This is a genomic window from Pseudomonas sp. WC1, assembly GCF_050586565.1.
Classification (GTDB): domain Bacteria; phylum Pseudomonadota; class Gammaproteobacteria; order Pseudomonadales; family Pseudomonadaceae; genus Aquipseudomonas.
This window is the reverse complement of record NZ_JBOBDQ010000034.1, coordinates 21140-42786: the sequence shown is the minus strand read 5'-3', so window position 1 is coordinate 42786 and position 21647 is coordinate 21140. Positions and strand designations below refer to the sequence as shown.

Below are 21647 nucleotides of genomic sequence, written 5' to 3'. Positions count from 1 at the left end.
CTCAGGCCTCCTGCTTTTTCAGCATGATCAGGCTCAGCCCGGTGAAGGCGGCGAAGAAGCCCAGCAGCGTCAGGCACTGCGGCCACAGTTCGCGCAGGCCCAAGGCCTTGGTGAAGGTGCCGACGGCGATGTCGAGAAAGTAGCCGGCCGGGAACAGCTGGCCCATCAGCGCCGCCGCGCCGTCCAGCGACGAGCGCGGCACGATCAGCCCGGAGAACTGGATGGTCGGCAGGCTGGTGATGATCATGGTGCCGAGGATCGCCGCGATCTGTGTGCGGGTGAACGCGGAGATCAGCAGGCCCAAGCTGGTGGTCGCCAGCAGGTAGGCCAGGCCACCGCAGGCCAGTGCCAGCGGGCTGCCCTTGAGCGGCACGCCGAACAGCCAGCGGTTCATCGCCACCAGCAGCGCCAGGGTGACCAGGCTTACCGCGAGGTAGGGCGCCTGCTTGCCGAGCAGGAACTCCAGGCGGGTCAGGGGCGTGGCGTAGAAGTTGGTGATCGAGCCCAGTTCCTTTTCCCGCACGATACCCAGCGCGGTCAGCATGGCCGGGATGAAGGCCAGGATCAGCGCCATGACGCCGGGGCCGATGGCGTTCACGCTGACCACGTCCTGGTTGTAGCGAAAGCGTGTTTCCAGGCGTACCGGCTGCTGGCGCGAGACAGGGTTCGGGCCGAGGGCCGCGAGCTGTTCGAGGTTGGCCTGGTGCACGGCTTCGACATAGTTGCGGCTGGTTTCGGCGCGAAACGGCATGCCACCGTCAAGCCAGGCTGCAACCACCGGCTGGCGCCCGGCATGCAGATCGCGGCCAAAGCCTGGCGGGATCTCCAGGGCCAGCTTGATCTCCGAGCGCTGCAAGCGCTGGTGCAGCTGGCGGGCATCGCGGATCGGCGGCCGCTCGGCGAAGTAGCGTGAGCCACGGAAGGCCTCCAGGTAGGCGCGGCTCTGCGGGCTCTGGTCCTGGTCGTACACGGCGAAGGCGAGGTTTTCCACATCCAGCGAGATGCCATAGCCGAAGATCACCATCATGAACAATGCCCCTGCCAGGGCGAAGGCCAGGCGCACCTTGTCGCGCAGCAGCTCTTTGCCTTCGCGACTGGCGACGGCCAGCAGGCGGCGCAGACTGAATGCCTGGCGCAGGGCGGTCGCTGGGGCAGCGGCCTGTTCCAGCTTGGTGTCGGCTTGTGTCTGGGTGGGCGCGTCCTGGGCCTGTTCGAGGCAACGCACGAAAGCGTCTTCCAAGGTGTCGCCGCCGAACTGGATTTGCAGGGCCTGCGGGGTGTCGCAGGCCAGCACCCGGCCGGCGTGCATCAGCGAGATGCGGTCGCAGCGCAGGGCCTCGTTCATGAAGTGGGTGGACAGGAAGATGGTCACGCCCTGTTCGCGGGACAACTCCACCAGCAGCCGCCAGAAATCGTCGCGGGCCGCCGGATCCACGCCCGAGGTCGGTTCATCGAGGATCAGCACTTCCGGGCGGTGCAGCACTGCCACGGCCAGCGACAGGCGCTGACGCAGGCCCAGTGGCAGGGCGCCGGAAGGCTGGTCGGCGATGTTGCCAAGGTCGAAGCGCTCGATGAGTTCGGCGATGCGCGGCGCGCTGTCGGCCTTGGCCAGGTCGAACAGACGAGCGTGCAACTCGAGGTTCTGCCGGGCGCTCAGCTCGCCGTACAGGGAATAACTCTGGGACATGAAACCGACCCGCTTGCGCGTGGCCAGGTCACCGGCATCCACCGGGCGCCCGAGCAGGCTGGCGCTGCCTTCGCTGGCCGGCATCAGGCCGGTGAGCACCTTCATGGTGGTGGTCTTGCCGCAGCCGTTGGAACCGAGGAAGCCGAAAATCTCGCCGCGACCGATGGCGAAGCTGACCTTGTTGACCGCGGTGAAGTCGCCGAAGCGCAAGGTCAGGTCGTGGGCCTCGATGGCGACCGGCCCATCATCCATCTGGCGTGGCGGAATCCGCAGCGGCTCAGGCTGCTCGCGGCCGGCTCCCTGGAAATGGGTAAAGGCATCATCGAGCTTGCCACTGGGCGTGGCCGCGGCCAGCTCACGGCTCAGGCCCGCAGCCAGCAGGCGACCGGCATCAAGCATCAGGCAGTGCTCGAACTGCTCGGCTTCCTCCATGTAGGCGGTGGCCACCAGCAGGGTCAGCTGCGGACGCTGGGCGCGCACCTGTTCGACCAGTTCCCAGAAGCGCCGCCGCGACAGCGGGTCGACGCCGGTGGTCGGCTCGTCGAGGATCAGCAGGTCCGGCTCGTGGATCAGTGCGCAGCACAATCCCAGCTTCTGCTTCATGCCGCCCGACAGCTTGCCAGCCGGGCGCTCGGCGAAACGTTCGAGGTCGGTGGCGCGCAGCAGGCTGGCCATGCGTTGCTCGCATTCGGCGCGGCCGAGGCCGAACAGGGTGGCAAAGAAGCGGATGTTCTCGCGGATCGACAGCTCCGGGTACAGGTTGTTGCCCAAGCCCTGGGGCATGAATGCGACCTTGGGGTACAGCGCGGTGCGGTGGCGGCGTTGGCGGATCGAACCGCCGAGCACCTGCAACTCACCCTGTTGCAGGCGCTTGACCCCGGCAATCAGCCCGAGCAGGGTCGACTTGCCGGCGCCATCCGGGCCGATCAGGCCGCAGCGGGTGCCGGCCGGCAGGCTGAATGCGAGGGGGTGCAGGGCCTGCAGATCGCCATAGCGGTGGCTGACACCGTCGGCCTGCAGCGCTGTCGCCGCGTTCATTGCAGGTTGGCCGGCCAGCCCACGTCGGCGGTGCGCACGTACCCGGCGCCGGGCATGCCCGGCTTGGCCTGGGGCACGGCGCTCGGCTCGGTCAGACGCAGCTTGACCCGGAACACCAGCTTTTGCCGCTCGTCACGGGTCTCGACCTGTTTCGGCGTGAACTGCGCCTTGGCCGCGACAAAGGCGATCTTCGCCGGCAGGGCCTGCTCGGGCAGGGCGTCGAGCACGATCCGCGCCTGGTCGCCCACGGTCAGCCGGCCGGTGGTGGCGGCGGGCAGGTAGAGGTTCATGTACTGGTCGCTGGGATCGATCAGCATCAGCACCCGGCCACCGGCACCGAGCACCTCGCCGGGCTCGGCCAGGCGCAGCTGGATGATGCCGTCGATGGGGGCGCGCAGGCTGCTGTCGTCGATCTCGCTGGTGAGCTGGGCCACCTGTGCCTCGGCGGCGCCGATGGCGGCCTTGATTGCCGCCAGCTGGGCGCGGGCGGCGACCACGGCTGAGGTGGCGGTGTCGTAGCGTGCCTGTTGCTGGTCGAGCAGTTGCTGGCTGGCGAACTTGCGCTGGTAGATTTCGCGAACGCGCTTGAGCTCCTGGCTGGCCAGCAGCAGTTCGCTCTGGCGCAGTTGCACGCTGGCCTGGGCAGCGGCGTAGTTCTCGCGGGCGCGCAGTACCTCGGCCTCGGCCTGGCTGCGCTGGGCCTCCATGGTGCGGGTATCGATGCGGGCGAGCAGTTGGCCGCGGGTGACCTTGTCGCCTTCATCGACCAGCACCTCGGCCAGGCGCCCGGGGACCTTGCTGGCGATCTGCACTTCGGTGGATTCGAGGCGCCCGTTGCCCATGCTCAGGCCTTCGGGCAGGCGGTCGTGAAGGGACTTCCAGTAACCCAGCCCGCCTGCCGCCAGCAACAGCAATACAAGGGCGGAGGCGAAGATTCTGGGGGCTTTTCGATTCATCGGTCTGCATCCTGCGGCTTGCACGCCTTATCCTGGCGCGACGCGCATCCTGGCGCGTTGATATTGATCAAACCCCTGACAATAGACGCACAATCAGCTCAGCGCGAGGATCGCGGCCCATTGTTCGGCGGTCACCGGCATCACCGACAGGCGGCTGCCCTTTTGCACCAGTGGCAGTTCCTCCAGTGCCGCCTGCTGCTTGAGCAGGCCCAGGCCGAGTACCTGTCGGAAGGTCTGCACATGCTCGACATCCACCGCGCTCCACGGGTTCTTCTCGGCGCTGGCCTTGGCGTCGTGGTAGTGGCTTTGCGGGTCGAGGGCAGTCGGGTCGGGGTAGGCCGCGGCGCTGATCCGGGCAATGCCGGCAATCCCTGGTTGCGGGCAGCTGGAGTGATAGAAGAAGAACTCGTCGCCTACGCTCATGGCCCGCAGGAAATTGCGTGCCTGGTAGTTGCGTACTCCGTCCCAGCGGGCGCTGCCCAGGCGTGCCAAGGCTTCGATGGAGAGCTCGTCGGGCTCGGATTTCATCAGCCAGTAGGCCATGGATGCTGCTCCTGAAAGAGTTTGAAATAACTCGTTGCATGAAACCGACAGTCGGTTGGCGTCAACGTTTGCCTAGCGACTCATGTTGTCGGAAAATGCGCCGATTTTAAGCTATACGCTCCGGCAGCCATCAAGAAAGCCGCCGAGCCTGGACAGTTGTTCTTGGGGGGCAATCAATGAAACAACGTAAACCGGACCTGCTCTGGATCCTGGCCTTCATCTTCGGCCTGGGCGTGGTTACCACCGGTTACGCGCAAGGTTTGTGGGAGCGCAAGCTCGATGCCGCCTATCAGCAGGCGCCCGTCGATCCGGCGCAGCAACAGCACCGCTGATCGCGGGTGCATTTCGCCGCCAGGTACCAACCACGGTCTGACACCGTGCCTTGCAACGGTACATCCCAGCTTGCCTGGTTGAGCCGCTCCACCTTCTGGCATTCATGCGCCAGCCCCAGCAGCAATGGTTTTTTCCAGGCCTTGCGCCGGCCCTGGTAGGCCAGGCTGCGGTCATAGAAGCCCCCGCCCATGCCCAGGCGCCCCCCCCTCTCATCGAAGCCGACCAGCGGCAGCAGGATCAGGTCCAGCGCCCAGATCGGCCGTTGGCGTTTGCGCTCCACCATCGGTTCCGCGATGCCGAACCGGTTGGGGCGCAGCTTCTCGCCTGGCTCGAAACGCTGGAACACCATGCGCGTGGCGGGCCAGGCGTGCAGCACCGGCAGGTAGACACACTTGCCGCGTCTGTGCGCTTCGCGCAGCAGCAGGCGCGGGTCGATTTCGCCGTCATTGGGCAGGTACAGGGCGATGTGCCGGGCGCGGCGGAACAGTGGATGCTGCGCCAGCTGGCGATAGAGGCCCTCGGCGGCCTGGCGTTGCTGGGCGGGTGTGAGGGCGCGGCGGGCGTTGCGCAGGAGACGGCGAAGCTGGGGGCGGGTGAGCGGCGCGGTGTCGGTCATGGCACGGGCGATCCCTGAAGAAACGAAAAGCCCGCCGTGGAAGGCGGGCAGTTCTGAAAGCAGGCTCCCCGACAAGACCGCTATCGGTGTAGCCCTTGAACCCGAAAGTTCAAGGTGGAGATTGCAGGGGGCGTTAAGGCTTTCCGTCGGGCGGACATGCACACCGGCCCCAGCGTGCAACCCCCGTGGTTGTGCGTATCGGCTCAGGGACATAACCGACTGGCGCATCCCCCAGGGAGTGGCGCCAGTATACCAATCTCAGTCGCTTTTGCTAACCGGATCGTCGGAGAGCGCCTGGTCGACCCGCTCCAGCAGGTCACGCACCTGTTCGCGGGTGGTGCCGCCGCTGGCCACTTCGGGGCGTTCCTGACGGTGCAGCAGCTCATGGGTGATGTTCAGCGCGGCCATCACGGCGATACGGTCGGCGCCGATCACCTTGCCGCTGCTGCGGATCTCGCGCATCTTGCCATCCAGGTAACGGGCGGCGCCGACCAGGTTGTTGCGCTCCTCGGGCGGGCAGATGATCGAGTATTCCTTGTCGAGGATCTGGACGGTGACGCTATTGCTTGAACTCATGAGTCTTGCTCCAGGGCCTTGAGGCGCAGGATCATCGATTCGATCTTGCGTTTGGCGATCTCGTTCTTTTCGATCAGGTGGGCGCGCTCCTCGCGCCAGGATCGTTCCTGAGCTACTAAGAGTGCGTTTTGCCGCTTTAGTTGCTCGACCCGTTCGATCAGCAACTCGAACCGGCTCATCAGCGCTTGCAGGTCGTTCTCTTGCATGGATTGCACTCGATTCCTTGACTCGCCTGGCGATCATGCCTGCCCCAAGGGCGCGACGGCCAGTGCCGATGGTCTTGGCGCGCCTGCCGGTGCTAGGATACAAGGTCTCCATTCTAGTCATTGCGCCGTCTGGCGCCTAGCTGCCCATGCCCAATACCCAATCGCCCTACATTGCCTTCGCCATGTTGCTTTCGAGCAATGGCCACCCAGTCACCCCCGCCGAGCTGCATGGCCTGCTGATCGGCCGCAGCTGCGCCGGCGCCGGCTTCGATGCCGATGCCTGGCTGGCCGACGCCGCCCAGCTGCTCGAGACCGAGCCCGGTGACACTGTCCGCAACGCCCTGGTCGGCCTGCAAGAGATGGTCAAGGCCGAGCTGACCGGCGACGACGTCGCCATCGTCCTGCTGTTGCCTTCCGATGATGCCGCACTCAGCGACCGCGCCACCGCGCTGGGCCAGTGGTGCCAGGGCTTCATCACCGGTTTCGGCCTGAACGCCGGTGGCAAGGACTTGTCCACCGATGCCAAGGAAGTGCTCCAGGACCTGGTGGCCATCTCGCAGGTCCAGGAAGCGCTGGAAGAATCCGAGGACGGCGAAAGCGACTACATGGAAGTCATGGAGTACCTGCGCGTCGCCCCGCTGCTGCTGTACACCGAGCTGGCCAAGCCCGAAGCGCCCGCGCCAAAGCCATCGCTGCACTGATCTGATCGGGGTCGTTTGCCCATGAGCCACATACCCAAGGCGGAGTACGCCCGTCGGCGCAAGGCGCTGATGGCGCAGATGGTCCCCAACAGCATCGCCATCCTGCCTGCCGCCGCAGTCGCCATTCGTAACCGCGACGTCGAGCATGTCTATCGCCAGGACAGCGATTTCCAGTACCTGAGCGGCTTCCCCGAACCCGAGGCGGTGATCGCGCTGATCCCGGGCCGCGAGCATGGCGAGTACGTGCTGTTCTGCCGCGAGCGCAATCCAGAGCGCGAGCAGTGGGACGGCCTGCGTGCCGGCCAGGAAGGCGCGGTGCGTGATTTCGGCGCCGACGATGCCTTCCCCATCAGCGATATCGACGAAATTCTCCCCGGCTTGATCGAAGGCCGCGAGCGGGTCTACAGCAACATGGGTGGCAACCCCGAGTTCGATCGCCGGCTGATGGAGTGGATCAATGTGATCCGCTCCAAGGCGCGCCTGGGCGCCCAGCCGCCGAACGAGTTCGTTGCCCTGGATCATCTGCTGCACGACATGCGCCTGTATAAATCGGCGGCGGAAGTGAAGGTCATGCGCGAGGCCGCGGCGATCTCCGCCCGTGCCCATGTGCGCGCCATGCAGGCCTGCCGGGCAGGGCTGCATGAGTACAGCCTGGAAGCCGAACTGGACTACGAGTTCCGCAAGGGTGGGGCGAAGATGCCGGCCTACGGCTCGATCGTCGCCGCCGGGCGCAATGGCTGCATCCTGCACTATCAGCAGAATGATGCGCCGCTCAAGGACGGTGACCTGGTGCTGATCGACGCCGGTTGCGAGATCGACTGCTACGCCAGCGACATTACCCGCACCTTCCCGGTCAGCGGGCGCTTCTCGCCCGAGCAGAAAGCCATCTACGAGCTGGTGCTCGCGGCCCAGGCCGCGGCGTTCGCCGAGATCGCCCCGGGCAAGCACTGGAACCATGCCCACGAGGCGACCGTGCGGGTGATCACCGAAGGGCTGGTGGCGCTGGGCCTGCTCAAGGGCGAGGTGCAGGCGCTGATCGACAGCGAGGCCTACCGGGCCTTCTACATGCACCGCGCCGGGCACTGGCTGGGCATGGATGTGCACGACGTGGGCGAATACAAGGTCGGTGGCCAGTGGCGCGTGCTCGAGCCGGGCATGGCGTTGACCGTCGAACCGGGCATCTATATCGCGGCCGACAACCAGGCCGTGGCGAAGAAATGGCGCGGCATCGGCGTAAGGATCGAGGACGACGTGGTGGTAACCAGACAAGGCTGTGAAATCCTCACTTCAGGCGTGCCGCGCACGGTCGCCGAGATCGAGGCGCTGATGCACGAAGCCCGCAAGGACGCCGCATGAACCGGGTCAACCTGGCGATCATCGGTGGCGGCCTGGTGGGCGCCAGTTTGGCCCTGACGCTGCAGGCCGCGGCCAAGGCGCGTGGCTGGACGATCCTGCTGATCGAGCCGTTCGCCCCGGGCGACAGCTTCCAGCCCAGCTACGACGCGCGTTCTTCGGCGCTGTCCTACGGCACCCGGCAGATCTACGAGCGGCTGGGGTTGTGGCAGGCCATCAGCCGCCGCGCCGAGCCGATCCGGCAGATCCAGGTGTCCGACCGTGGCCGCTTCGGCGCCACGCGCCTGGATGCGCTGGAGGAAGGCGTGCCGGCGCTTGGCTATGTGGTGGAGAACGCCTGGCTCGGCCAGTGCCTGTGGCAGGCCATCGACAACGAGGTGGTTAGCTGGCGCTGCCCGGCGCAAGTGCAGGCGATGCAGGCCATCGCCGGTGGCTATCGGCTGCAGCTGGACGACGACACCACGCTGGAATGCGACCTGGCGGTGCTGGCCGATGGTGGCCGTTCGGGCCTGCGCGAGCAGTTGGGCATCCATGTGCGCCACACGCCGTATGACCAGAGCGCGCTGATCGCCAACATCACCCCAGGCGAGGCCCATGCCGGGCAGGCGTTCGAGCGCTTCACCGAGCAAGGGCCGATGGCCCTGCTGCCGCTGGCGGACAACCGCTGTGCGCTGGTATGGACCCGTCAGGGGATGGACGCCAAACGCCTGGTCGAGCTCGACGAGCGCAGCTTCCTGCGCGAGCTGCAGGAAGCCTTCGGCTACCGCCTCGGCGCCCTGCGCCAGGTCGGTGCCCGCCATCTCTACCCGCTGGCGCTGGTGGAGGCCGAGGAGCAGGTGCGCCCGCACCTGGTGGTGCTGGGCAATGCCGCCCATAGCCTGCACCCTATCGCAGGCCAAGGCTTCAACCTGTCGCTGCGTGATGTGCAGTCGCTGGCGGATGCGCTACTGGCCGGCCCGGCGCTGCCGGGCCATCTCGCCACGTTGCAGGCCTATCACCAGCGCCAGCGCCTCGACCAGGCCCTGACCATCGGCTTCTCTGACCAGGTCACCCGTGTGTTCGGCAGCAGCCAGCCGCTGCTGGCTGCCGGGCGCAACATCGGCCTGCTCGGGCTGGACCTGCTGCCACCGGCGAAAAGCTGGTTCGCCCGCCAGGCCATGGGCCTCGGCACTCGCCCCGATCCGCGGGGCCGCCCATGAGCGCTGCGCGCCGGCTCGCACGGCGAGCGCGGATGCTGCGCTGGTTGCTGAACGTCTACCCGCCGTACCTGGGTGCCGGCATCCACATCCAGGAAATCAGCCCGGACATGCGCAGCGTCAAGGTGCGCATGAAGCTGACGCGGTGGAATCGCAACTACGTCGGCACCCAGTTCGGTGGCAGCCTGTACGCGATGGTCGACCCGTTCTACATGCTGCTGCTGATCGAGCAACTGGGGCGCGAGTACATCGTTTGGGACAAGGCCGCCTCCATCGATTTCATCTCGCCGGGCAAGGGCCCGGTGTATGCCCAGTTCCACGTCGACGACGCGCTGCTCGACGAGATCCGCCAGCAGACCGCCAGCGGCAAGAAATACTTGCCGCGGCTGCAGGTGGAGATCCGCGATGGCGCCGGCGAGCTGGTGGCGCGGGTCGACAAAACTTTATACGTGCGGCTCAAGCCGCAAGCGAGGCAGGCGTAAGGCATGGAAATGCGCGCAGATCTGTTGATTGTCGGTGCCGGCATGGTCGGCAGCGCCCTGGCCCTGGCCTTGCGCCACAGTGGCCTGGAGGTGCTCCTGCTCGACGGCGGTCCTTTGTCGGTCAAGCCGTTTGACGGTGAGGCGCCTTTCGAACCCAGGGTCAGTGCCCTGTCGGCCGCCAGCCAGCGCATTCTCGAGCGCCTGGGAGCCTGGGAGGGCATCGCCCGGCGCCGGGTTTCGCCCTACTCGGACATGCACGTCTGGGATGGCAGCGGCACCGGCGAGATTCATTTTTCCGCGGCCAGCGTGCACGCCGAGGTGCTGGGGCATATCGTCGAGAACCGCGTGGTCCAGGACGGCCTGCTGGAGCGTCTGCACGACAGCGATGTCGGGCTGCTGGCCAATGCCCGCCTGGAGCAGTTACGCCGCTCCGGCAACGAATGGCTGGTGACCTTGGCCGATGGTCGCAAGCTGCGCGCGCCGCTGGTGGTCGCCGCTGATGGCGCCAACTCGGCGGTGCGTCGCCTGGCGGGCTGCCAGACCCGCGAATGGGATTACCTGCATCACGCCATCGTCACCAGCGTGCGTTGCAGTGAGGCGCACCGCGCCACGGCCTGGCAACGCTTTACGGATGAAGGCCCGCTGGCGTTCCTGCCGCTGTCGCGTGATGGCCGCCAGGACTGGTGCTCGATTGTCTGGTCGACCACGCCGGAGCAGGCCGAGCAGGCCATGGCGCTGGACGACGCGGCGTTTCGCAAGGCGCTTGAGCGTGCCTTTGAAGGCCGTCTGGGGGATGTGCTCGAGGCTGATCCACGGGTCTGCGTGCCGCTGCGCCAGCGCCATGCCAAGCGCTACGTCGATGAAGGGCTGGCGCTGATCGGCGACGCCGCCCACACCATCCATCCGCTGGCGGGGCAGGGGGTCAACCTGGGCTTCCTCGATGCCGCTGTGCTGGCCGAAGAGCTGGTACGTGCCAGCGAGCGCGGCGAGCGCCTGGCCGATGTGAAGGTGCTGAGCCGCTTCGAACGGCGGCGCATGCCGCACAACCTGGCACTGATGGCAGCGATGGAGGGCTTCGAGCGTTTGTTCCAGGCCAACCCTTTGCCGCTGCGCTGGTTGCGCAACAGTGGGCTGAAGCTGGTGGAGCAGATGCCGGAGGCCAAGGCGCTGTTCGTGCGCCAGGCATTGGGGTTGTCCGGGGACTTGCCGGCGTTGGCCAAGGCCTGAAGCCATCATCGCGGGAGCGTGGGAGCGGGCTTGCCCCGCGATTGTTTGCAACATTCGGTAACGGCTCTACGGATGAGTCTAAAAATGGGAACCACTACCATTTGCACCTCTCAACCCAGCGAGGAGTATCCCGATGTTGCCCCGCAAGCCCCTACTGGCCGCCCTGGCCCTCACTCTGTTCGGCGGCACCGCCCAGGCGGCGGAAGAAGTGGTGGTGTACTCCTCGCGCATCGACGAGCTGATCAAGCCGGTGTTCGACGCCTACACCGCCAAGACCGGCGTCAAGATCAAGTTCATCACTGACAAGGAAGCCCCCTTGATGCAGCGCATCAAGGCCGAGGGCGAGAACGGCGTGGCCGACCTGCTGCTCACCGTCGATGCCGGCAACCTCTGGCAAGCCGAGCAGATGGGCATCCTGCAACCGATCAAGTCGGCCACCATTGACCAGAACATTCCGCCGCAGTACCGCGCCTCGTCCCACGACTGGACTGGCCTGAGCCTGCGCGCGCGGACCATCGCCTACTCCACCGACCGGGTCAAACCTGCCGAACTGAGCACCTACGAAGCCCTGGCCGACCAACATTGGGAAGGCCGCCTGTGCCTGCGCACGGCGAAGAAGGTCTACAACCAGTCGCTGACCGCCACCCTGATCGAGAACCACGGCGAGGCCGAGACCGAGAAACTGATCAAGGGCTGGGTCAACAACCTGTCCACCGACGTGTTCTCCGACGACACCGCAGTGCTTCAGGCCATTGCCGCCGGCCAGTGCGACGTGGGTATCGTCAACACCTATTACTACGGCCGTCTGCACAAGGAAAAGCCCGATTTGCCGGTGAAGCTGTTCTGGCCCAACCAGGGTGACCGCGGTGTGCACGTCAACCTGTCGGGCATCGGCCTGACCAAGCATGCGCCGCACCCGGAAGCGGCAAAGAAACTGGTGGAGTGGATGACCGGCGAGGAGGCGCAGAAGCTGTTTGCCGACATCAACCAGGAATTCCCGGCCAACCCGAAGGTGAAACCCTCGGCGGAAGTGGCGGCCTGGGGTAGCTTCAAGGCCGACAGCATTCCGGTGGAAGTCGCTGGCAAGCGCCAGGCCGAAGCCATTCGCTTGATGGATCGGGCTGGCTGGAACTGAGTCCACCGCCTTATCCTTGAGAACTGATCGCGGGGCAAGCCCGCTCTCGCAAAGTTGTGGGAGCGCGCTTGCCCCGCGATGCTATCGCACAGCCCTCGAGATCTTCCATTTGGCCCACACCCCCCAACGTCGCTGGTACCTCCCGGTCTTGCTGGTCGCCGCCCTGGTCCTGCTGCCGCTCAGCGTCTTGCTGTTGTCATGGCAGTCGGTCGACATGCAGATTTGGTCGCACCTGCTCGACACCCAGATGAGTCGCCTGCTGGGCAACACCCTGACCCTGGTGGTCGGCGTAGGTCTTGGCGTGACCGTGCTGGGGGTGAGTTTGGCCTGGCTCACCAGCCTCTGCGAATTCCCCGGTCGGCGATGGCTGGACTGGGCTTTGATGTTACCGTTCGCCATCCCGGCCTATGTTCTGGCGTTCGTCTTCGTCGGCCTGCTCGATTTTGCAGGCCCCGTGCAGACTGCGCTGCGCGAGGTGTTCGGGCCCATGCGCCTGCCCAGGGTGCGCTCCACCGGTGGCGTGATCACGGTATTGGTGCTGGTGTTCTACCCCTACGTCTACCTGCTGGCGCGCACAGCGTTCCTGGCCCAGGGCAAGGGCTTGATGGAGGCGGCGCGGGTGTTGGGGCTGTCACCGCTGCAGGCGTTCTGGCGGGTGGCCTTGCCCATGGCGCGGCCGGCCATCGGCGCCGGCATCGCCCTGGCATTGATGGAGACCCTGGCCGATTTCGGCGCGGTGGCAGTATTCAATTTCGACACCTTTACCACAGCCATCTACAAGACCTGGTACGGCTTCTTCAGCCTGTCCAGCGCGGCGCAACTGGCCAGCCTGCTGTTGCTGGCCGTGATCCTGGTGCTGTATGGCGAGCGCAGGGCCCGAGGGGCCAGCCGCAGTGGCAACGAACGCCCGAGGGCACAGGCGCTTTATCACTTGCGGGGTATCAAGGCGTTGGCTGCCAGTGTCTGGTGCCTGCTGGTGTTCGCCTGTGCCTTCGTCATCCCGATGCTGCAGTTGCTGGCGTGGCTCTGGCAGCGGGGTCGGCACGACCTCGACGAGCGTTATCTCGGCCTGGTCATGCACACCCTGTACCTCGGTGCCATGGCGGCGTTGATCACGGTCAGCGTGGCCATGCTGCTGGCGTTCGCCAGGCGGCAGGCCCCGACCGCTGGTATCCGCGCCGGGGTCGGCTTGGCCAACCTGGGGTACGCCTTGCCCGGCTCGGTGCTGGCCGTGTCGATCATGTTGGCGTTCAGCTACCTGGACAACGAGCTGGTAGTGCCGCTGTCCCAGTGGTTGGGTGGGGCTGGCAAACCGATGTTGCTGGGAAGCTTGTCGGCATTGTTGCTGGCTTATCTGGTCCGGTTCATCGCTGTGGCCTATGGTCCGCTGGAGAGCAGCCTGGAGCGGATCCGCCCATCGCTTCCGGAAGCGTCGCGCAGCCTCGGGGTCGGTGGCCCAGGATTGTTTTTCAAGGTGTATCTGCCGTTGCTGGTGCCCGGCGCCCTCAGTGCCGCCCTGCTGGTATTCGTCGATGTACTCAAGGAGATGCCGGCGACTTTGTTGATGCGCCCGTTTGGCTGGGACACCTTGGCCGTGCGCGTGTTCGAGATGACCAGCGAGGGCGAATGGGCGCGTGCTTCGCTGCCAGCGTTGACTCTGGTACTGGTCGGCCTGCTGCCGGTGATCGGCCTGATCCGCCGTTCGGCCCATCGTCCGGGGCATCCGCGCTGAGGGTGTCACGCAGCTCCCTTGCGGCTACAATGCGCGGCATTCGCAGCGACGGGTCCTACAAGAACAGGTGATGCTTGAACATCGCCGACCGCCGCCGCCTCGCCACGCCCGGAAGGAGAAACCCATGGGACAGCGTACGCCTCTGTATGACCTGCACCTGGCGCTCGGCGCCAAGACGGTCGATTTCGGCGGATGGGACATGCCCCTGCACTACGGCTCGCAAGTCGAGGAGCACCACCAGGTGCGCAGTGATTGCGGGGTGTTCGATGTTTCCCACATGACGGTCATCGATATCGATGGCTGCGCCGCCACGCCCTGGCTGCAGCACCTGCTGGCCAACGACGTGACGCGCCTGGAAAGCCCCGGCAAGGCCCTCTACAGCCCGCTGCTCAATGCCGAGGGCGGGGTCATTGACGATCTCATCGCCTACCGCACCGAAGACGGTTATCGCCTGGTGGCCAATGCCGCCACCCGCGACAAGGTGCTGGCCTGGCTGCAGACCCGCAGCGAAGGCTTCAAGGTGAATTTCAAGGCGCGGCCTGAACTGGCCATTCTCGCCATCCAGGGGCCTCACGCCCGAGAAAAGGTCGCTGCCCTGCTCAGCGCCTCGCGGGCCGCGCTGATCCGCGAGCTGCGCCCCTTCGAAGGCCTCGCCGACGGTGACTGGTTCATTGCCCGCACCGGCTATACCGGGGAAGACGGGCTGGAAATCATTCTTCCGGGCGAACAGGCCCCGGCGTTCTACAACGACCTGGTCGGCGCCGGTATCGCCCCGAGTGGCCTGGGCGCACGCGATACGCTGCGCCTGGAAGCCGGCATGAACCTGTATGGCCAGGACATCGACGAGGCCCATACTCCGCTGACCTCCAACCTGGGCTGGAGTGTCGCCTGGGAGCCGGCCGGGCGCGAATTCGTCGGCCGCAGCGGCCTGCTCGCGGAAATCGAACAGGGCGTGAAGGAGAAACTGGTCGGCCTGGTGCTCGAGGAGCGTGGCGTATTGCGCGCGCATCAGGTGGTCCGTGTGTCCGGGATTGGCGAAGGGGAGATCACCAGTGGTAGTTTCTCGCCTACGCTGAGCAAATCCATTGCCTTGGCCCGTGTGCCCATGGCCACCGGTGACCGGGCCGAGGTGGAAATCCGCGGCAAGTGGTACCCGGTGCGAGTGGTAAAGCCGACCTTCGTGCGCCATGGCAAGATCCTGATCTGAACATTAACGGCGGGCCGTCCGCTGACCCATTACGAGGAATACAAGACAATGAGCCAAATCCCCGCCGACCTGCGTTTTGCCGAAAGCCACGAGTGGGCTCGCCTGGAAGCCGATGGCACGGTGACCGTGGGTATCAGTGACCATGCCCAGCAAGCACTGGGTGACGTGGTGTTCGTCGAACTGGCCGAAGTCGGCAAGGTGTTCGAAGCCGGCGACGCTGCTGGTGTGGTCGAGTCGGTCAAGGCCGCCTCGGATATCTATGCGCCGGTGGGTGGTGAAGTCATCGCGGTCAACGAAGAGCTGGCTGACAGCCCGGAGCTGCTCAACGAAGAACCTTACGAGTCGTGGATCTTCAAGCTGAAGCCGAGCAACCCGGCTGAATTGGACAAGCTGCTGGATGCTGCTGGTTACAAGGCTGCCATCGGCGAGTAAATGATCGCGGGGCAAGCCCGCTCCCACGACGTGCGCCATGGCGATGTGTTCCAGGCGTGGGAGCGGGCTTGCCCCCGATGAGGGCTGCACGGCAAACGCAATAATCCCCGCATATTCGGCAATCCTTCCTAGACTTGTAAGTCTCCATGAGAGCTGGTCCAGGAAGAGATCGTCGCCATGTCCCAGTCACCATCGCTGAGCCAACTGCAAGAGCCAAACCCTTTCCTGCGTCGCCACCTGGGGCCCGATGCCCAGGAGCAGCAGGCCATGCTCGACGCCCTCGGCGTCGCCAGCCGCAGTGAACTGATCGAGCAGACGGTGCCGCCGGGCATCCGCTTCAATCGCCCACTCGACCTGCCGCCGGCCCTCGATGAGCAGGCCGCACTGGCCAAACTCGCAGGCTACGCTGCGCAGAACCAGCTATGGACCAGCCTGATCGGCATGGGCTACCACGCCACCATCACGCCCACCGTCATCCTGCGCAACGTGCTGGAGAACCCTGGCTGGTACACCGCCTACACACCCTACCAACCAGAGATCGCCCAAGGCCGGCTGGAGGCGCTGCTGAATTTCCAGCAAATGGTCATCGACCTTGCCGGCCTGCCCCTGGCCAATGCCTCGCTGCTTGACGAGGCCACCGCCGCCGCCGAAGCCATGGCCCTGGCCAAGCGCGTGGCGCGCAGCAAGAGCAACGCCTTCTTCGCCGACGAACACTGCCATCCGCAGACCCTGTCGGTGCTCAAGACCCGTGCCGAAGGCTTTGGCTTCGAGCTGATCGTCGACACCGTGGACAACCTGGGCAAGCACAAGGTGTTTGGGGCGTTGCTGCAGTATCCGGACACCCACGGCGAGGTCCGCGACCTGCGCCCGCTGATCGACCAGTTGCACGGTCAGCAGGCCCTGGCCTGCGTCGCCGCCGACATCCTCAGCCTGGTGGTGCTGACACCGCCCGGCGAACTGGGGGCCGACGTGGTGCTCGGCTCGACCCAGCGCTTTGGCGTGCCCATGGGTTATGGCGGGCCGCACGCGGCCTATTTCGCCTGCCGCGACGACTACAAGCGGGCGATGCCCGGGCGCATCATCGGCGTATCACGTGATGCCCGTGGCAACACTGCGCTGCGCATGGCCCTGCAGACACGCGAGCAACATATACGTCGCGAGAAAGCCAACTCCAACATCTGCACGGCCCAGGTGCTACTGGCCAACATCGCCGGCTTCTATGCTGTCTATCACGGGCCTGAGGGCTTGCAGCGCATCGCCCAGCGCGTGCACCGGCTGACCTTCGTCCTGGCCGCCGGGCTCGAGGCCAAGGGCATCAAGCGCCTCAACCAGCATTTCTTCGACACCCTGACGCTGGACGTCGGCGGCACCCAGGCTGCGATTATCGAAAGCGCCGAGGACGCCCGCATCAACCTGCGCATCCTTGGCCGTGGCCATCTGGGGGTGAGCCTGGACGAAACCTGCGACGAGGCCACGGTGCTCAAGCTGTTCGACATTTTCCTCGGCGTCGACCACGGCCTGGACATTGCCGCCCTCGACCAGCAGGCCCTGCCCGAAGGCATCCCTGGCGCGCTGGTGAGGCGCACGCCGATCCTGCAGCACCCGGTGTTCAACCTGCACCACAGCGAGACCGAGATGCTGCGCTACCTCAAGCAGCTGGAGAACAAGGACCTGGCACTCAACCAGTCGATGATCCCGCTGGGCTCGTGCACCATGAAGCTCAACGCCACCAGCGAGATGATCCCCATCACCTGGCCTGAGTTCGCCCAACCGCATCCGTTCGCCCCGGCAGCGCAGGTGCAAGGCTACAAGGCGATGATCGACGAGCTCGAAGCCTGGCTGTGCGCCATCACCGGCTTCGATGCCATCTGCATGCAGCCCAACTCGGGCGCCCAGGGCGAGTACGCCGGGCTGATGGCGATCACTCGTTACCACCGCAGCCGCCACCAAGCCGGGCGCACGATCTGCCTGATCCCGTCCTCGGCCCATGGCACCAACCCGGCGTCGGCACAGATGGCCGGCATGGAGGTGGTGATCGTCGAGTGCGACGGGGATGGCAACGTCGACCTCGACGACCTCAAGGCCAAGGCGCGGCAGGCCGGCGAGCGGCTGTCGTGCCTGATGGTGACCTACCCGTCCACCCATGGGGTGTATGAAGAAGGCATCCGCGAGATCTGCGAGGTGGTGCACCAGCTTGGCGGGCAGGTTTACATGGACGGCGCCAATCTCAATGCCCAGGTAGGGCTGACGCGGCCGGCGGACATCGGTGCCGATGTCTCGCACATGAACCTGCACAAGACCTTCTGCATCCCCCATGGCGGCGGTGGCCCGGGCATGGGGCCCATTGGCATCCGGGCACATCTCAAGCCGTTCGTGGCCAGCCACCCGGTGGTGCCGGTGCCGGGGCTGGACCCGAACAACAGCGCGGTGAGCGCGGCGCCTTGGGGCAGCGCCAGCATCCTGCCGATCAGCTGGATGTACATCGCCATGATGGGTCCGCAGCTGGCCGATGCCAGCGAGGTGGCGATCCTGTCCGCCAATTACCTGGCCAGCCAGCTGCGCGATGCCTTCCCGGTGCTGTACCGAGGGCGCAACCAGCGCGTGGCCCATGAATGCATCTTCGATCTACGCCCGCTCAAGGCGCTGACCGGCATTACCGAGGAGGACGTGGCCAAGCGCCTGATGGACTATGGCTTCCATGCCCCGACCATGTCGTTCCCGGTACCGGGCACGTTGATGGTCGAGCCCACCGAGAGTGAGTCGAAGGCCGAGCTGGACCGTTTCGTCGAAGCGATGCTGGCGATCCGCGCCGAGATCGCGCAGGTGCAGGACGGCAACTGGCCTGCGGAGGACAACCCGCTCAAGCATGCCCCGCATACCCTGGCCGATGTACTGGCGCCGTGGAGCCGGCCCTACAGCATCGAACAGGGCATCGCCCCCAGCGCTCACGCCCGCCAGCACAAGTACTGGCCGGCGGTGAACCGGGTCGACAACGTGTATGGGGACAGGAATCTGTTCTGCGCGTGCGTGCCGGTGGAGGCGTATCGCTAGGGTCTGGCGAGGCAGGGGCAGTTGTATTGCATGGGGGCTGCAACGCAGCCCTGGGACTTACTCGGCCACGGCGTTCTTGGCCAGGATCGCGTTGGCCAGCTCCATGTCACTGGCCTGCACGCCCGGGTTGTCCGCACGCACCTGGCGGATTGCGGCTTCCAGGAACGGCCCGCGAATGGCGCCATCACTGGCAACGAAGCTGCCGGCGTCGTCCTGGGCGGCGACGATCAGCTTGTGGTCCTTGAACGTCAGGTAGGTCGAGGCGGTAGTCGCGCCGGAGGAGATGATATTGCGCCAGAACGTGTCGGCCATGGCGGAGCCAAGGGGCAGCGAGAACAGGACGGTGGCTGCGATGGCTGTTTTGAAACGCATGATGAATCACCTCGGTGTATGAGGGCGGTTGAGATGCCGATTTGAGCGTTTCTCACTGCCCCAAGTTCCCGGCCACAAAGGGGATTTCTTGGTTATCCACAGACCCGCAGGACCTCTTCGGTACAGGTCCTGCCCTGGGCGACCCGGTCGCCACCGTGCCGTCTAAGGTCACGCAGCCCGTCTATCTCGGCCTGTTGCCGCAGGGCGGCGAGGTCGCTGGTGGGGGTGATCCGTTCGCGCAATGCGGTGCTGACCTGGAGCAGTTCGAACAGCCCGGTACGCCCATGGAAACCCGTACCCCTGCATTGCGGGCAGGCCTGGCGATCCTGCGGGCGCAGGTCCACACAAGCGCGACATAGCGTGCGCACCAGGCGCTGGGCCATGACCCCGATCAGAGTCGCCCGGATCAGGTAGTCGGCGACGCCAAGCTCCAACAAGCGGGTGATCGCGCCGCAGGCGTCCTGGGTATGCAGGGTCGACAACACCAGATGCCCGGTGAGGGCCGCCTGCACGGCCACCTGAGCGGTTGCTCGGTCGCGGATTTCGCCGATCATGATGATGTCCGGGTCCTGGCGCAGCAGGGCACGGACACCGCTGGCGAAGTCCAGCTCCAGGCTGGGCTGGACCTGCAACTGGTTGATCATCGGTTCAAGACGCTCGATCGGGTCTTCGATGCTGCACAGGTTGACCTGGGGGGTAGCCAAGTGCCGGAGGCTGGCATAGAGGGTGCTGGTCTTGCCCGAGCCGGTCGGCCCCGTCACCAGCAGGATGCCCTGGCGCTGTTGCAGCAGGGCCAGCCACTGCTCCAGCAACACGCCCTCCAGGCCCAGGGTTTCTAGGCTGTCGTGCAGTTGCTGAGGGTCGGACAGGCGCAGCACCAGCTTCTCGCCGAACGGGGTGGGCAGGGTGGACAGGCGCAGTTCCACCTCGGCGCCGCTGGGCAGGCGGGTTTTCAGGCGGCCGTCCTGTGGCCGGCGTTTTTCGGCGACGTTCATGCGGCCCAGGTGCTTCAGCCGGCTGACCATGGCCAGTGTGACGCTGGCCGGGAAGGCATACACCGCGTGCAGCAGGCCATCGATGCGCAGGCGCAGATGGCCTTGTTCACGGCGGGGCTCCAGGTGGATATCGCTGGCGCGCTGCTCGATGGCGTACTGCAGCATCCAGTCGACGATGTGCACGATATGGGCGTCGTCCGCGCTGGCCTGGGCTTGCCTGGCACCCAGTTCGAGCAGTTGCTCCAGCTCGCCGAGACGGGGCAACTGGCCAAGGCCCGCGCCGCGCACGGAGTGGGCCAGGCCCAGGAAGGTCGGGCGCAGCTGGCGGAGCTGTCGCGGACTGGCCAGCACCCGACGCACTGCCTTTCCCAGGCTACGGCTCAGGTCTGCCTCCCATTCGTGTTGATAAGGCTGCGCGCTGGCCACCGTGACACTGTATTCATCCACGGCCACGGCGAGGATGCCATGGCGCTGGGCGAAGGCTGCGGACATCAGCCCGGCCACGCGCACCAGGTCGACCTGCAAGGGGTCGATTACCAGAAAAGGCTGGCCTACCCGGTCTGCCAGCCAGCGGCACAGGGCGTCCAGCTCCAGCGGGTGGCCGATGGCGGCGATCAGTTCCAAGGGATGTTCAGCAGGGTGGGTCTTGCCGCGCTCGAGTGCCGCGAGAGCGGCTTCGGGGGCGATCCGCTGCTCAGCCAGCAAGGCATCCAGCAGGCGATTGAGGTCAAGATCATGGTGGTCGTTGGCGAGCATGGAAGCGTCCTTGCCGAGCTTCAGAGGCCTGGGCAAGGCTAGCCGTGCGGGACGCAAGGCGTCGGTGCAAAGGGTTTCCGGACATTGCCTGGCGGTTTCAACGGCGGGCTACCTCCGCAAGCTGTGGCAGGTTCGCCAGGCACACTTCGCTGACGCAGACCAGGTTGCGCAGTTTCTGCGCGATCACTTCGGCCCGGTGCCAGCTCAGGCCGCCGACGCCGATCGCCACGTCCAGCAGATCGTCGCACTGGCTCACGTTGACGCTGTGCGGGGTGAGGAATTGCAAGGCGAACAGGTTGAGCACGCGGCACAGGCTGTCCGGTTCGGCGTCTGCCTGCAGGCGGTAGTGCACCGTGCAGTGGACAGTGTTGGCGGCCCAGGCGTCGATGCGGGGCAAGTTGAGGGGCCGTTCGAGTGCGTTCATGCTGGGTCTCCGCGAAAGTGGAGAAATTCTTGCACGTCACACGGGGCATTTTTTCGCTATGATTCGCCAATATCGCGCTAACGCGAATTTTTTAATTCGCAAAAATGCAAATTGGAGAATTAATAATGCTTGGCGAATTGGACGCTTATGACCGGCGCATCCTTGAACTGCTGCAAGACGACGCCTCGCTGTCCAGCGCGCAGATCGCCGAGCGTGTGGGCCTGTCGCAGTCACCTTGCTGGCGGCGCATTCAGCGCCTGAGAGAGGAGGGCGTGATTCGCGGCCAGGTGACGCTGCTGGACCGCAAGAAGGTAGGGCTGAACACGCAGATCTTCGCCGAAGTGAAGCTCAACGCCCATGGCCGTTCGAACTTCGCCGAGTTCACCGAGGCGATCCGCGGTTTTCCCGAAGTGCTGGAATGTTATGTGCTGATGGGGGCGGTGGACTTCCTGCTGCGTATCGTCACCTCGGATATCGAGGCTTACGAGCGGTTCTTCTTCGAAAAGCTGTCGAACGTGCCGGGTATTCAGGAAGTTAACTCGATCGTGGCGTTGTCGGAGATCAAGTCGACCACGAGCCTGCCGCTGAGGCCCTGAAGCGCCAATCGCGGGGCAAGCCCGCTCCCACGA

Annotated in this window: 21 protein-coding genes and 1 other RNA gene; 12 read left to right on the top strand and 10 right to left on the bottom strand. The window is 65.6% G+C overall.

Annotation, left to right across the window (positions count from 1 at the left end; all coding sequences use genetic code 11):
- Position 1 precedes the first annotated feature (1 nt).
- From rbbA to ACQ4OD_RS16180, 3 genes are all read right to left on the bottom strand, one after another.
- On the bottom strand, positions 2–2725 hold the full coding sequence (gene rbbA / locus ACQ4OD_RS16190; RefSeq protein WP_430944573.1) for a ribosome-associated ATPase/putative transporter RbbA: 2724 nt from the start codon (positions 2723–2725) through the stop codon (positions 2–4).
- Entirely contained in the window at positions 2722–3681 is a 960-nt protein-coding gene (locus ACQ4OD_RS16185; RefSeq protein WP_046853721.1) for an HlyD family secretion protein, read from the bottom strand. Before ACQ4OD_RS16185 ends, rbbA begins: the two co-directional genes overlap by 4 nt.
- A 93-nt stretch (positions 3682–3774) precedes the next feature.
- Positions 3775–4224: an EVE domain-containing protein gene (locus ACQ4OD_RS16180; protein ID WP_046853722.1), complete on the bottom strand. Its 450-nt coding sequence runs from the start codon at positions 4222–4224 to the stop codon at positions 3775–3777.
- A 176-nt stretch (positions 4225–4400) separates the two neighbouring features.
- On the opposite strand from ACQ4OD_RS16180, the gene ACQ4OD_RS16175 reads away from it, so the two are divergent.
- A complete protein-coding gene (locus ACQ4OD_RS16175; RefSeq protein ID WP_011536298.1) occupies positions 4401–4556 on the top strand; it encodes a hypothetical protein in 156 nt (51 codons plus the stop codon).
- On the opposite strand, the gene ACQ4OD_RS16170 is transcribed toward ACQ4OD_RS16175, so the two are convergent.
- From ACQ4OD_RS16170 to ACQ4OD_RS16155, 4 genes are all read right to left on the bottom strand, one after another.
- Positions 4514–5173, bottom strand: a complete 660-nt coding sequence (locus ACQ4OD_RS16170) for a 5-formyltetrahydrofolate cyclo-ligase (protein ID WP_430944572.1) — start codon at positions 5171–5173, stop codon at positions 4514–4516. The two genes, ACQ4OD_RS16175 and ACQ4OD_RS16170, sit on opposite strands and share 43 nt — an antisense overlap.
- Before the next feature lie 61 nt (positions 5174–5234).
- A non-coding RNA gene (gene ssrS, locus ACQ4OD_RS16165) (6S RNA) lies at positions 5235–5414 on the bottom strand.
- A 17-nt stretch (positions 5415–5431) separates the two neighbouring features.
- Positions 5432–5749 (bottom strand): cell division protein ZapA, encoded by a 318-nt coding sequence (locus ACQ4OD_RS16160; RefSeq protein WP_023631617.1) that lies wholly within the window; start codon positions 5747–5749, stop codon positions 5432–5434.
- Positions 5746–5955, bottom strand: coding sequence for a TIGR02449 family protein (locus ACQ4OD_RS16155; RefSeq protein WP_023631616.1), 210 nt, complete (start codon positions 5953–5955; stop codon positions 5746–5748). Before ACQ4OD_RS16155 ends, ACQ4OD_RS16160 begins: the two co-directional genes overlap by 4 nt.
- A gap of 146 nt (positions 5956–6101) precedes the next feature.
- On the opposite strand from ACQ4OD_RS16155, the gene ACQ4OD_RS16150 reads away from it, so the two are divergent.
- The 10 genes from ACQ4OD_RS16150 to gcvP all read left to right on the top strand — a co-directional run bounded on the left by ACQ4OD_RS16150 (position 6102) and on the right by gcvP (position 18471).
- On the top strand, positions 6102–6656 hold the full coding sequence (locus ACQ4OD_RS16150; protein WP_038707024.1) for a YecA family protein: 555 nt from the start codon (positions 6102–6104) through the stop codon (positions 6654–6656).
- A gap of 21 nt (positions 6657–6677) precedes the next feature.
- Positions 6678–8012: a Xaa-Pro aminopeptidase gene (pepP, locus tag ACQ4OD_RS16145; RefSeq protein WP_046853725.1), complete on the top strand. Its 1335-nt coding sequence runs from the start codon at positions 6678–6680 to the stop codon at positions 8010–8012.
- The gene (gene ubiH, locus ACQ4OD_RS16140; RefSeq protein ID WP_430944571.1) at positions 8009–9208 is read left to right on the top strand and encodes a 2-octaprenyl-6-methoxyphenyl hydroxylase; all 1200 of its coding nucleotides are present in this window, start codon (positions 8009–8011) and stop codon (positions 9206–9208) included. Before pepP ends, ubiH begins: the two co-directional genes overlap by 4 nt.
- Positions 9205–9687: a DUF4442 domain-containing protein gene (locus tag ACQ4OD_RS16135; protein ID WP_110697164.1), complete on the top strand. Its 483-nt coding sequence runs from the start codon at positions 9205–9207 to the stop codon at positions 9685–9687. The genes ubiH and ACQ4OD_RS16135 overlap by 4 nt, the downstream gene beginning before the upstream one ends.
- Before the next feature lie 9 nt (positions 9688–9696).
- Entirely contained in the window at positions 9697–10914 is a 1218-nt protein-coding gene (locus tag ACQ4OD_RS16130) for a 2-octaprenyl-3-methyl-6-methoxy-1,4-benzoquinol hydroxylase (RefSeq protein WP_198755018.1), read from the top strand.
- Between the two features lie 133 nt (positions 10915–11047).
- Complete coding sequence (locus tag ACQ4OD_RS16125; protein WP_139674403.1) at positions 11048–12049, top strand: extracellular solute-binding protein; 1002 nt, start codon at positions 11048–11050, stop codon at positions 12047–12049.
- A 109-nt stretch (positions 12050–12158) separates the two neighbouring features.
- Complete coding sequence (locus ACQ4OD_RS16120) at positions 12159–13781, top strand: ABC transporter permease (RefSeq protein WP_139674400.1); 1623 nt, start codon at positions 12159–12161, stop codon at positions 13779–13781.
- A gap of 124 nt (positions 13782–13905) precedes the next feature.
- Positions 13906–14988 (top strand): glycine cleavage system aminomethyltransferase GcvT, encoded by a 1083-nt coding sequence (gene gcvT, locus ACQ4OD_RS16115; protein ID WP_139674398.1) that lies wholly within the window; start codon positions 13906–13908, stop codon positions 14986–14988.
- A 48-nt stretch (positions 14989–15036) separates the two neighbouring features.
- Positions 15037–15420: a glycine cleavage system protein GcvH gene (gene gcvH, locus ACQ4OD_RS16110; protein WP_111531967.1), complete on the top strand. Its 384-nt coding sequence runs from the start codon at positions 15037–15039 to the stop codon at positions 15418–15420.
- A 177-nt stretch (positions 15421–15597) separates the two neighbouring features.
- Positions 15598–18471, top strand: a complete 2874-nt coding sequence (gene gcvP / locus ACQ4OD_RS16105) for an aminomethyl-transferring glycine dehydrogenase (protein WP_139674392.1) — start codon at positions 15598–15600, stop codon at positions 18469–18471.
- Positions 18472–18528: 57 nt separating this feature from the next.
- Here the strand turns inward: gcvP and ACQ4OD_RS16100 are convergent, their stop codons facing one another.
- From ACQ4OD_RS16100 to ACQ4OD_RS16090, 3 genes are all read right to left on the bottom strand, one after another.
- Complete coding sequence (locus tag ACQ4OD_RS16100) at positions 18529–18843, bottom strand: DUF2388 domain-containing protein (RefSeq protein WP_102685073.1); 315 nt, start codon at positions 18841–18843, stop codon at positions 18529–18531.
- A gap of 92 nt (positions 18844–18935) precedes the next feature.
- Positions 18936–20594 (bottom strand): GspE/PulE family protein, encoded by a 1659-nt coding sequence (locus tag ACQ4OD_RS16095; protein WP_430944570.1) that lies wholly within the window; start codon positions 20592–20594, stop codon positions 18936–18938.
- A gap of 97 nt (positions 20595–20691) precedes the next feature.
- Complete coding sequence (locus ACQ4OD_RS16090; protein WP_430944569.1) at positions 20692–21018, bottom strand: hypothetical protein; 327 nt, start codon at positions 21016–21018, stop codon at positions 20692–20694.
- Positions 21019–21143: 125 nt separating this feature from the next.
- Here ACQ4OD_RS16090 and ACQ4OD_RS16085 point away from each other — a divergent pair, with 125 nt between their 5' ends.
- Positions 21144–21614: an Lrp/AsnC family transcriptional regulator gene (locus tag ACQ4OD_RS16085; RefSeq protein ID WP_023631494.1), complete on the top strand. Its 471-nt coding sequence runs from the start codon at positions 21144–21146 to the stop codon at positions 21612–21614.
- The last annotated feature ends 33 nt before the right edge of the window (positions 21615–21647 follow it).

Excerpts from the sequence above, each read along its gene's own strand:
- ACQ4OD_RS16180 (WP_046853722.1), bottom strand. The coding sequence starts at position 4,224 with ATGGCCTACTGGCTGATGAAATCCGAGCCCGACGAGCTCTCCATCGAA.
- ACQ4OD_RS16175 (WP_011536298.1), top strand. The coding sequence starts at position 4,401 with ATGAAACAACGTAAACCGGACCTGCTCTGGATCCTGGCCTTCATCTTC.
- rbbA (WP_430944573.1), bottom strand. The coding sequence starts at position 2,725 with ATGAACGCGGCGACAGCGCTGCAGGCCGACGGTGTCAGCCACCGCTAT.
- ACQ4OD_RS16125 (WP_139674403.1), top strand. The coding sequence starts at position 11,048 with ATGTTGCCCCGCAAGCCCCTACTGGCCGCCCTGGCCCTCACTCTGTTC.
- ACQ4OD_RS16090 (WP_430944569.1), bottom strand. The coding sequence starts at position 21,018 with ATGAACGCACTCGAACGGCCCCTCAACTTGCCCCGCATCGACGCCTGG.
- ACQ4OD_RS16130 (WP_198755018.1), top strand. The coding sequence starts at position 9,697 with ATGCGCGCAGATCTGTTGATTGTCGGTGCCGGCATGGTCGGCAGCGCC.
- gcvT (WP_139674398.1), top strand. The coding sequence starts at position 13,906 with ATGGGACAGCGTACGCCTCTGTATGACCTGCACCTGGCGCTCGGCGCC.
- ubiH (WP_430944571.1), top strand. The coding sequence starts at position 8,009 with ATGAACCGGGTCAACCTGGCGATCATCGGTGGCGGCCTGGTGGGCGCC.
- pepP (WP_046853725.1), top strand. The coding sequence starts at position 6,678 with ATGAGCCACATACCCAAGGCGGAGTACGCCCGTCGGCGCAAGGCGCTG.
- gcvP (WP_139674392.1), top strand. The coding sequence starts at position 15,598 with ATGTCCCAGTCACCATCGCTGAGCCAACTGCAAGAGCCAAACCCTTTC.
- ACQ4OD_RS16155 (WP_023631616.1), bottom strand. The coding sequence starts at position 5,955 with ATGCAAGAGAACGACCTGCAAGCGCTGATGAGCCGGTTCGAGTTGCTG.
- ACQ4OD_RS16095 (WP_430944570.1), bottom strand. The coding sequence starts at position 20,594 with ATGCTCGCCAACGACCACCATGATCTTGACCTCAATCGCCTGCTGGAT.
- ACQ4OD_RS16135 (WP_110697164.1), top strand. The coding sequence starts at position 9,205 with ATGAGCGCTGCGCGCCGGCTCGCACGGCGAGCGCGGATGCTGCGCTGG.
- ACQ4OD_RS16170 (WP_430944572.1), bottom strand. The coding sequence starts at position 5,173 with ATGACCGACACCGCGCCGCTCACCCGCCCCCAGCTTCGCCGTCTCCTG.
- ACQ4OD_RS16150 (WP_038707024.1), top strand. The coding sequence starts at position 6,102 with ATGCCCAATACCCAATCGCCCTACATTGCCTTCGCCATGTTGCTTTCG.
- ACQ4OD_RS16160 (WP_023631617.1), bottom strand. The coding sequence starts at position 5,749 with ATGAGTTCAAGCAATAGCGTCACCGTCCAGATCCTCGACAAGGAATAC.
- ACQ4OD_RS16100 (WP_102685073.1), bottom strand. The coding sequence starts at position 18,843 with ATGCGTTTCAAAACAGCCATCGCAGCCACCGTCCTGTTCTCGCTGCCC.
- ACQ4OD_RS16185 (WP_046853721.1), bottom strand. The coding sequence starts at position 3,681 with ATGAATCGAAAAGCCCCCAGAATCTTCGCCTCCGCCCTTGTATTGCTG.
- ACQ4OD_RS16085 (WP_023631494.1), top strand. The coding sequence starts at position 21,144 with ATGCTTGGCGAATTGGACGCTTATGACCGGCGCATCCTTGAACTGCTG.
- gcvH (WP_111531967.1), top strand. The coding sequence starts at position 15,037 with ATGAGCCAAATCCCCGCCGACCTGCGTTTTGCCGAAAGCCACGAGTGG.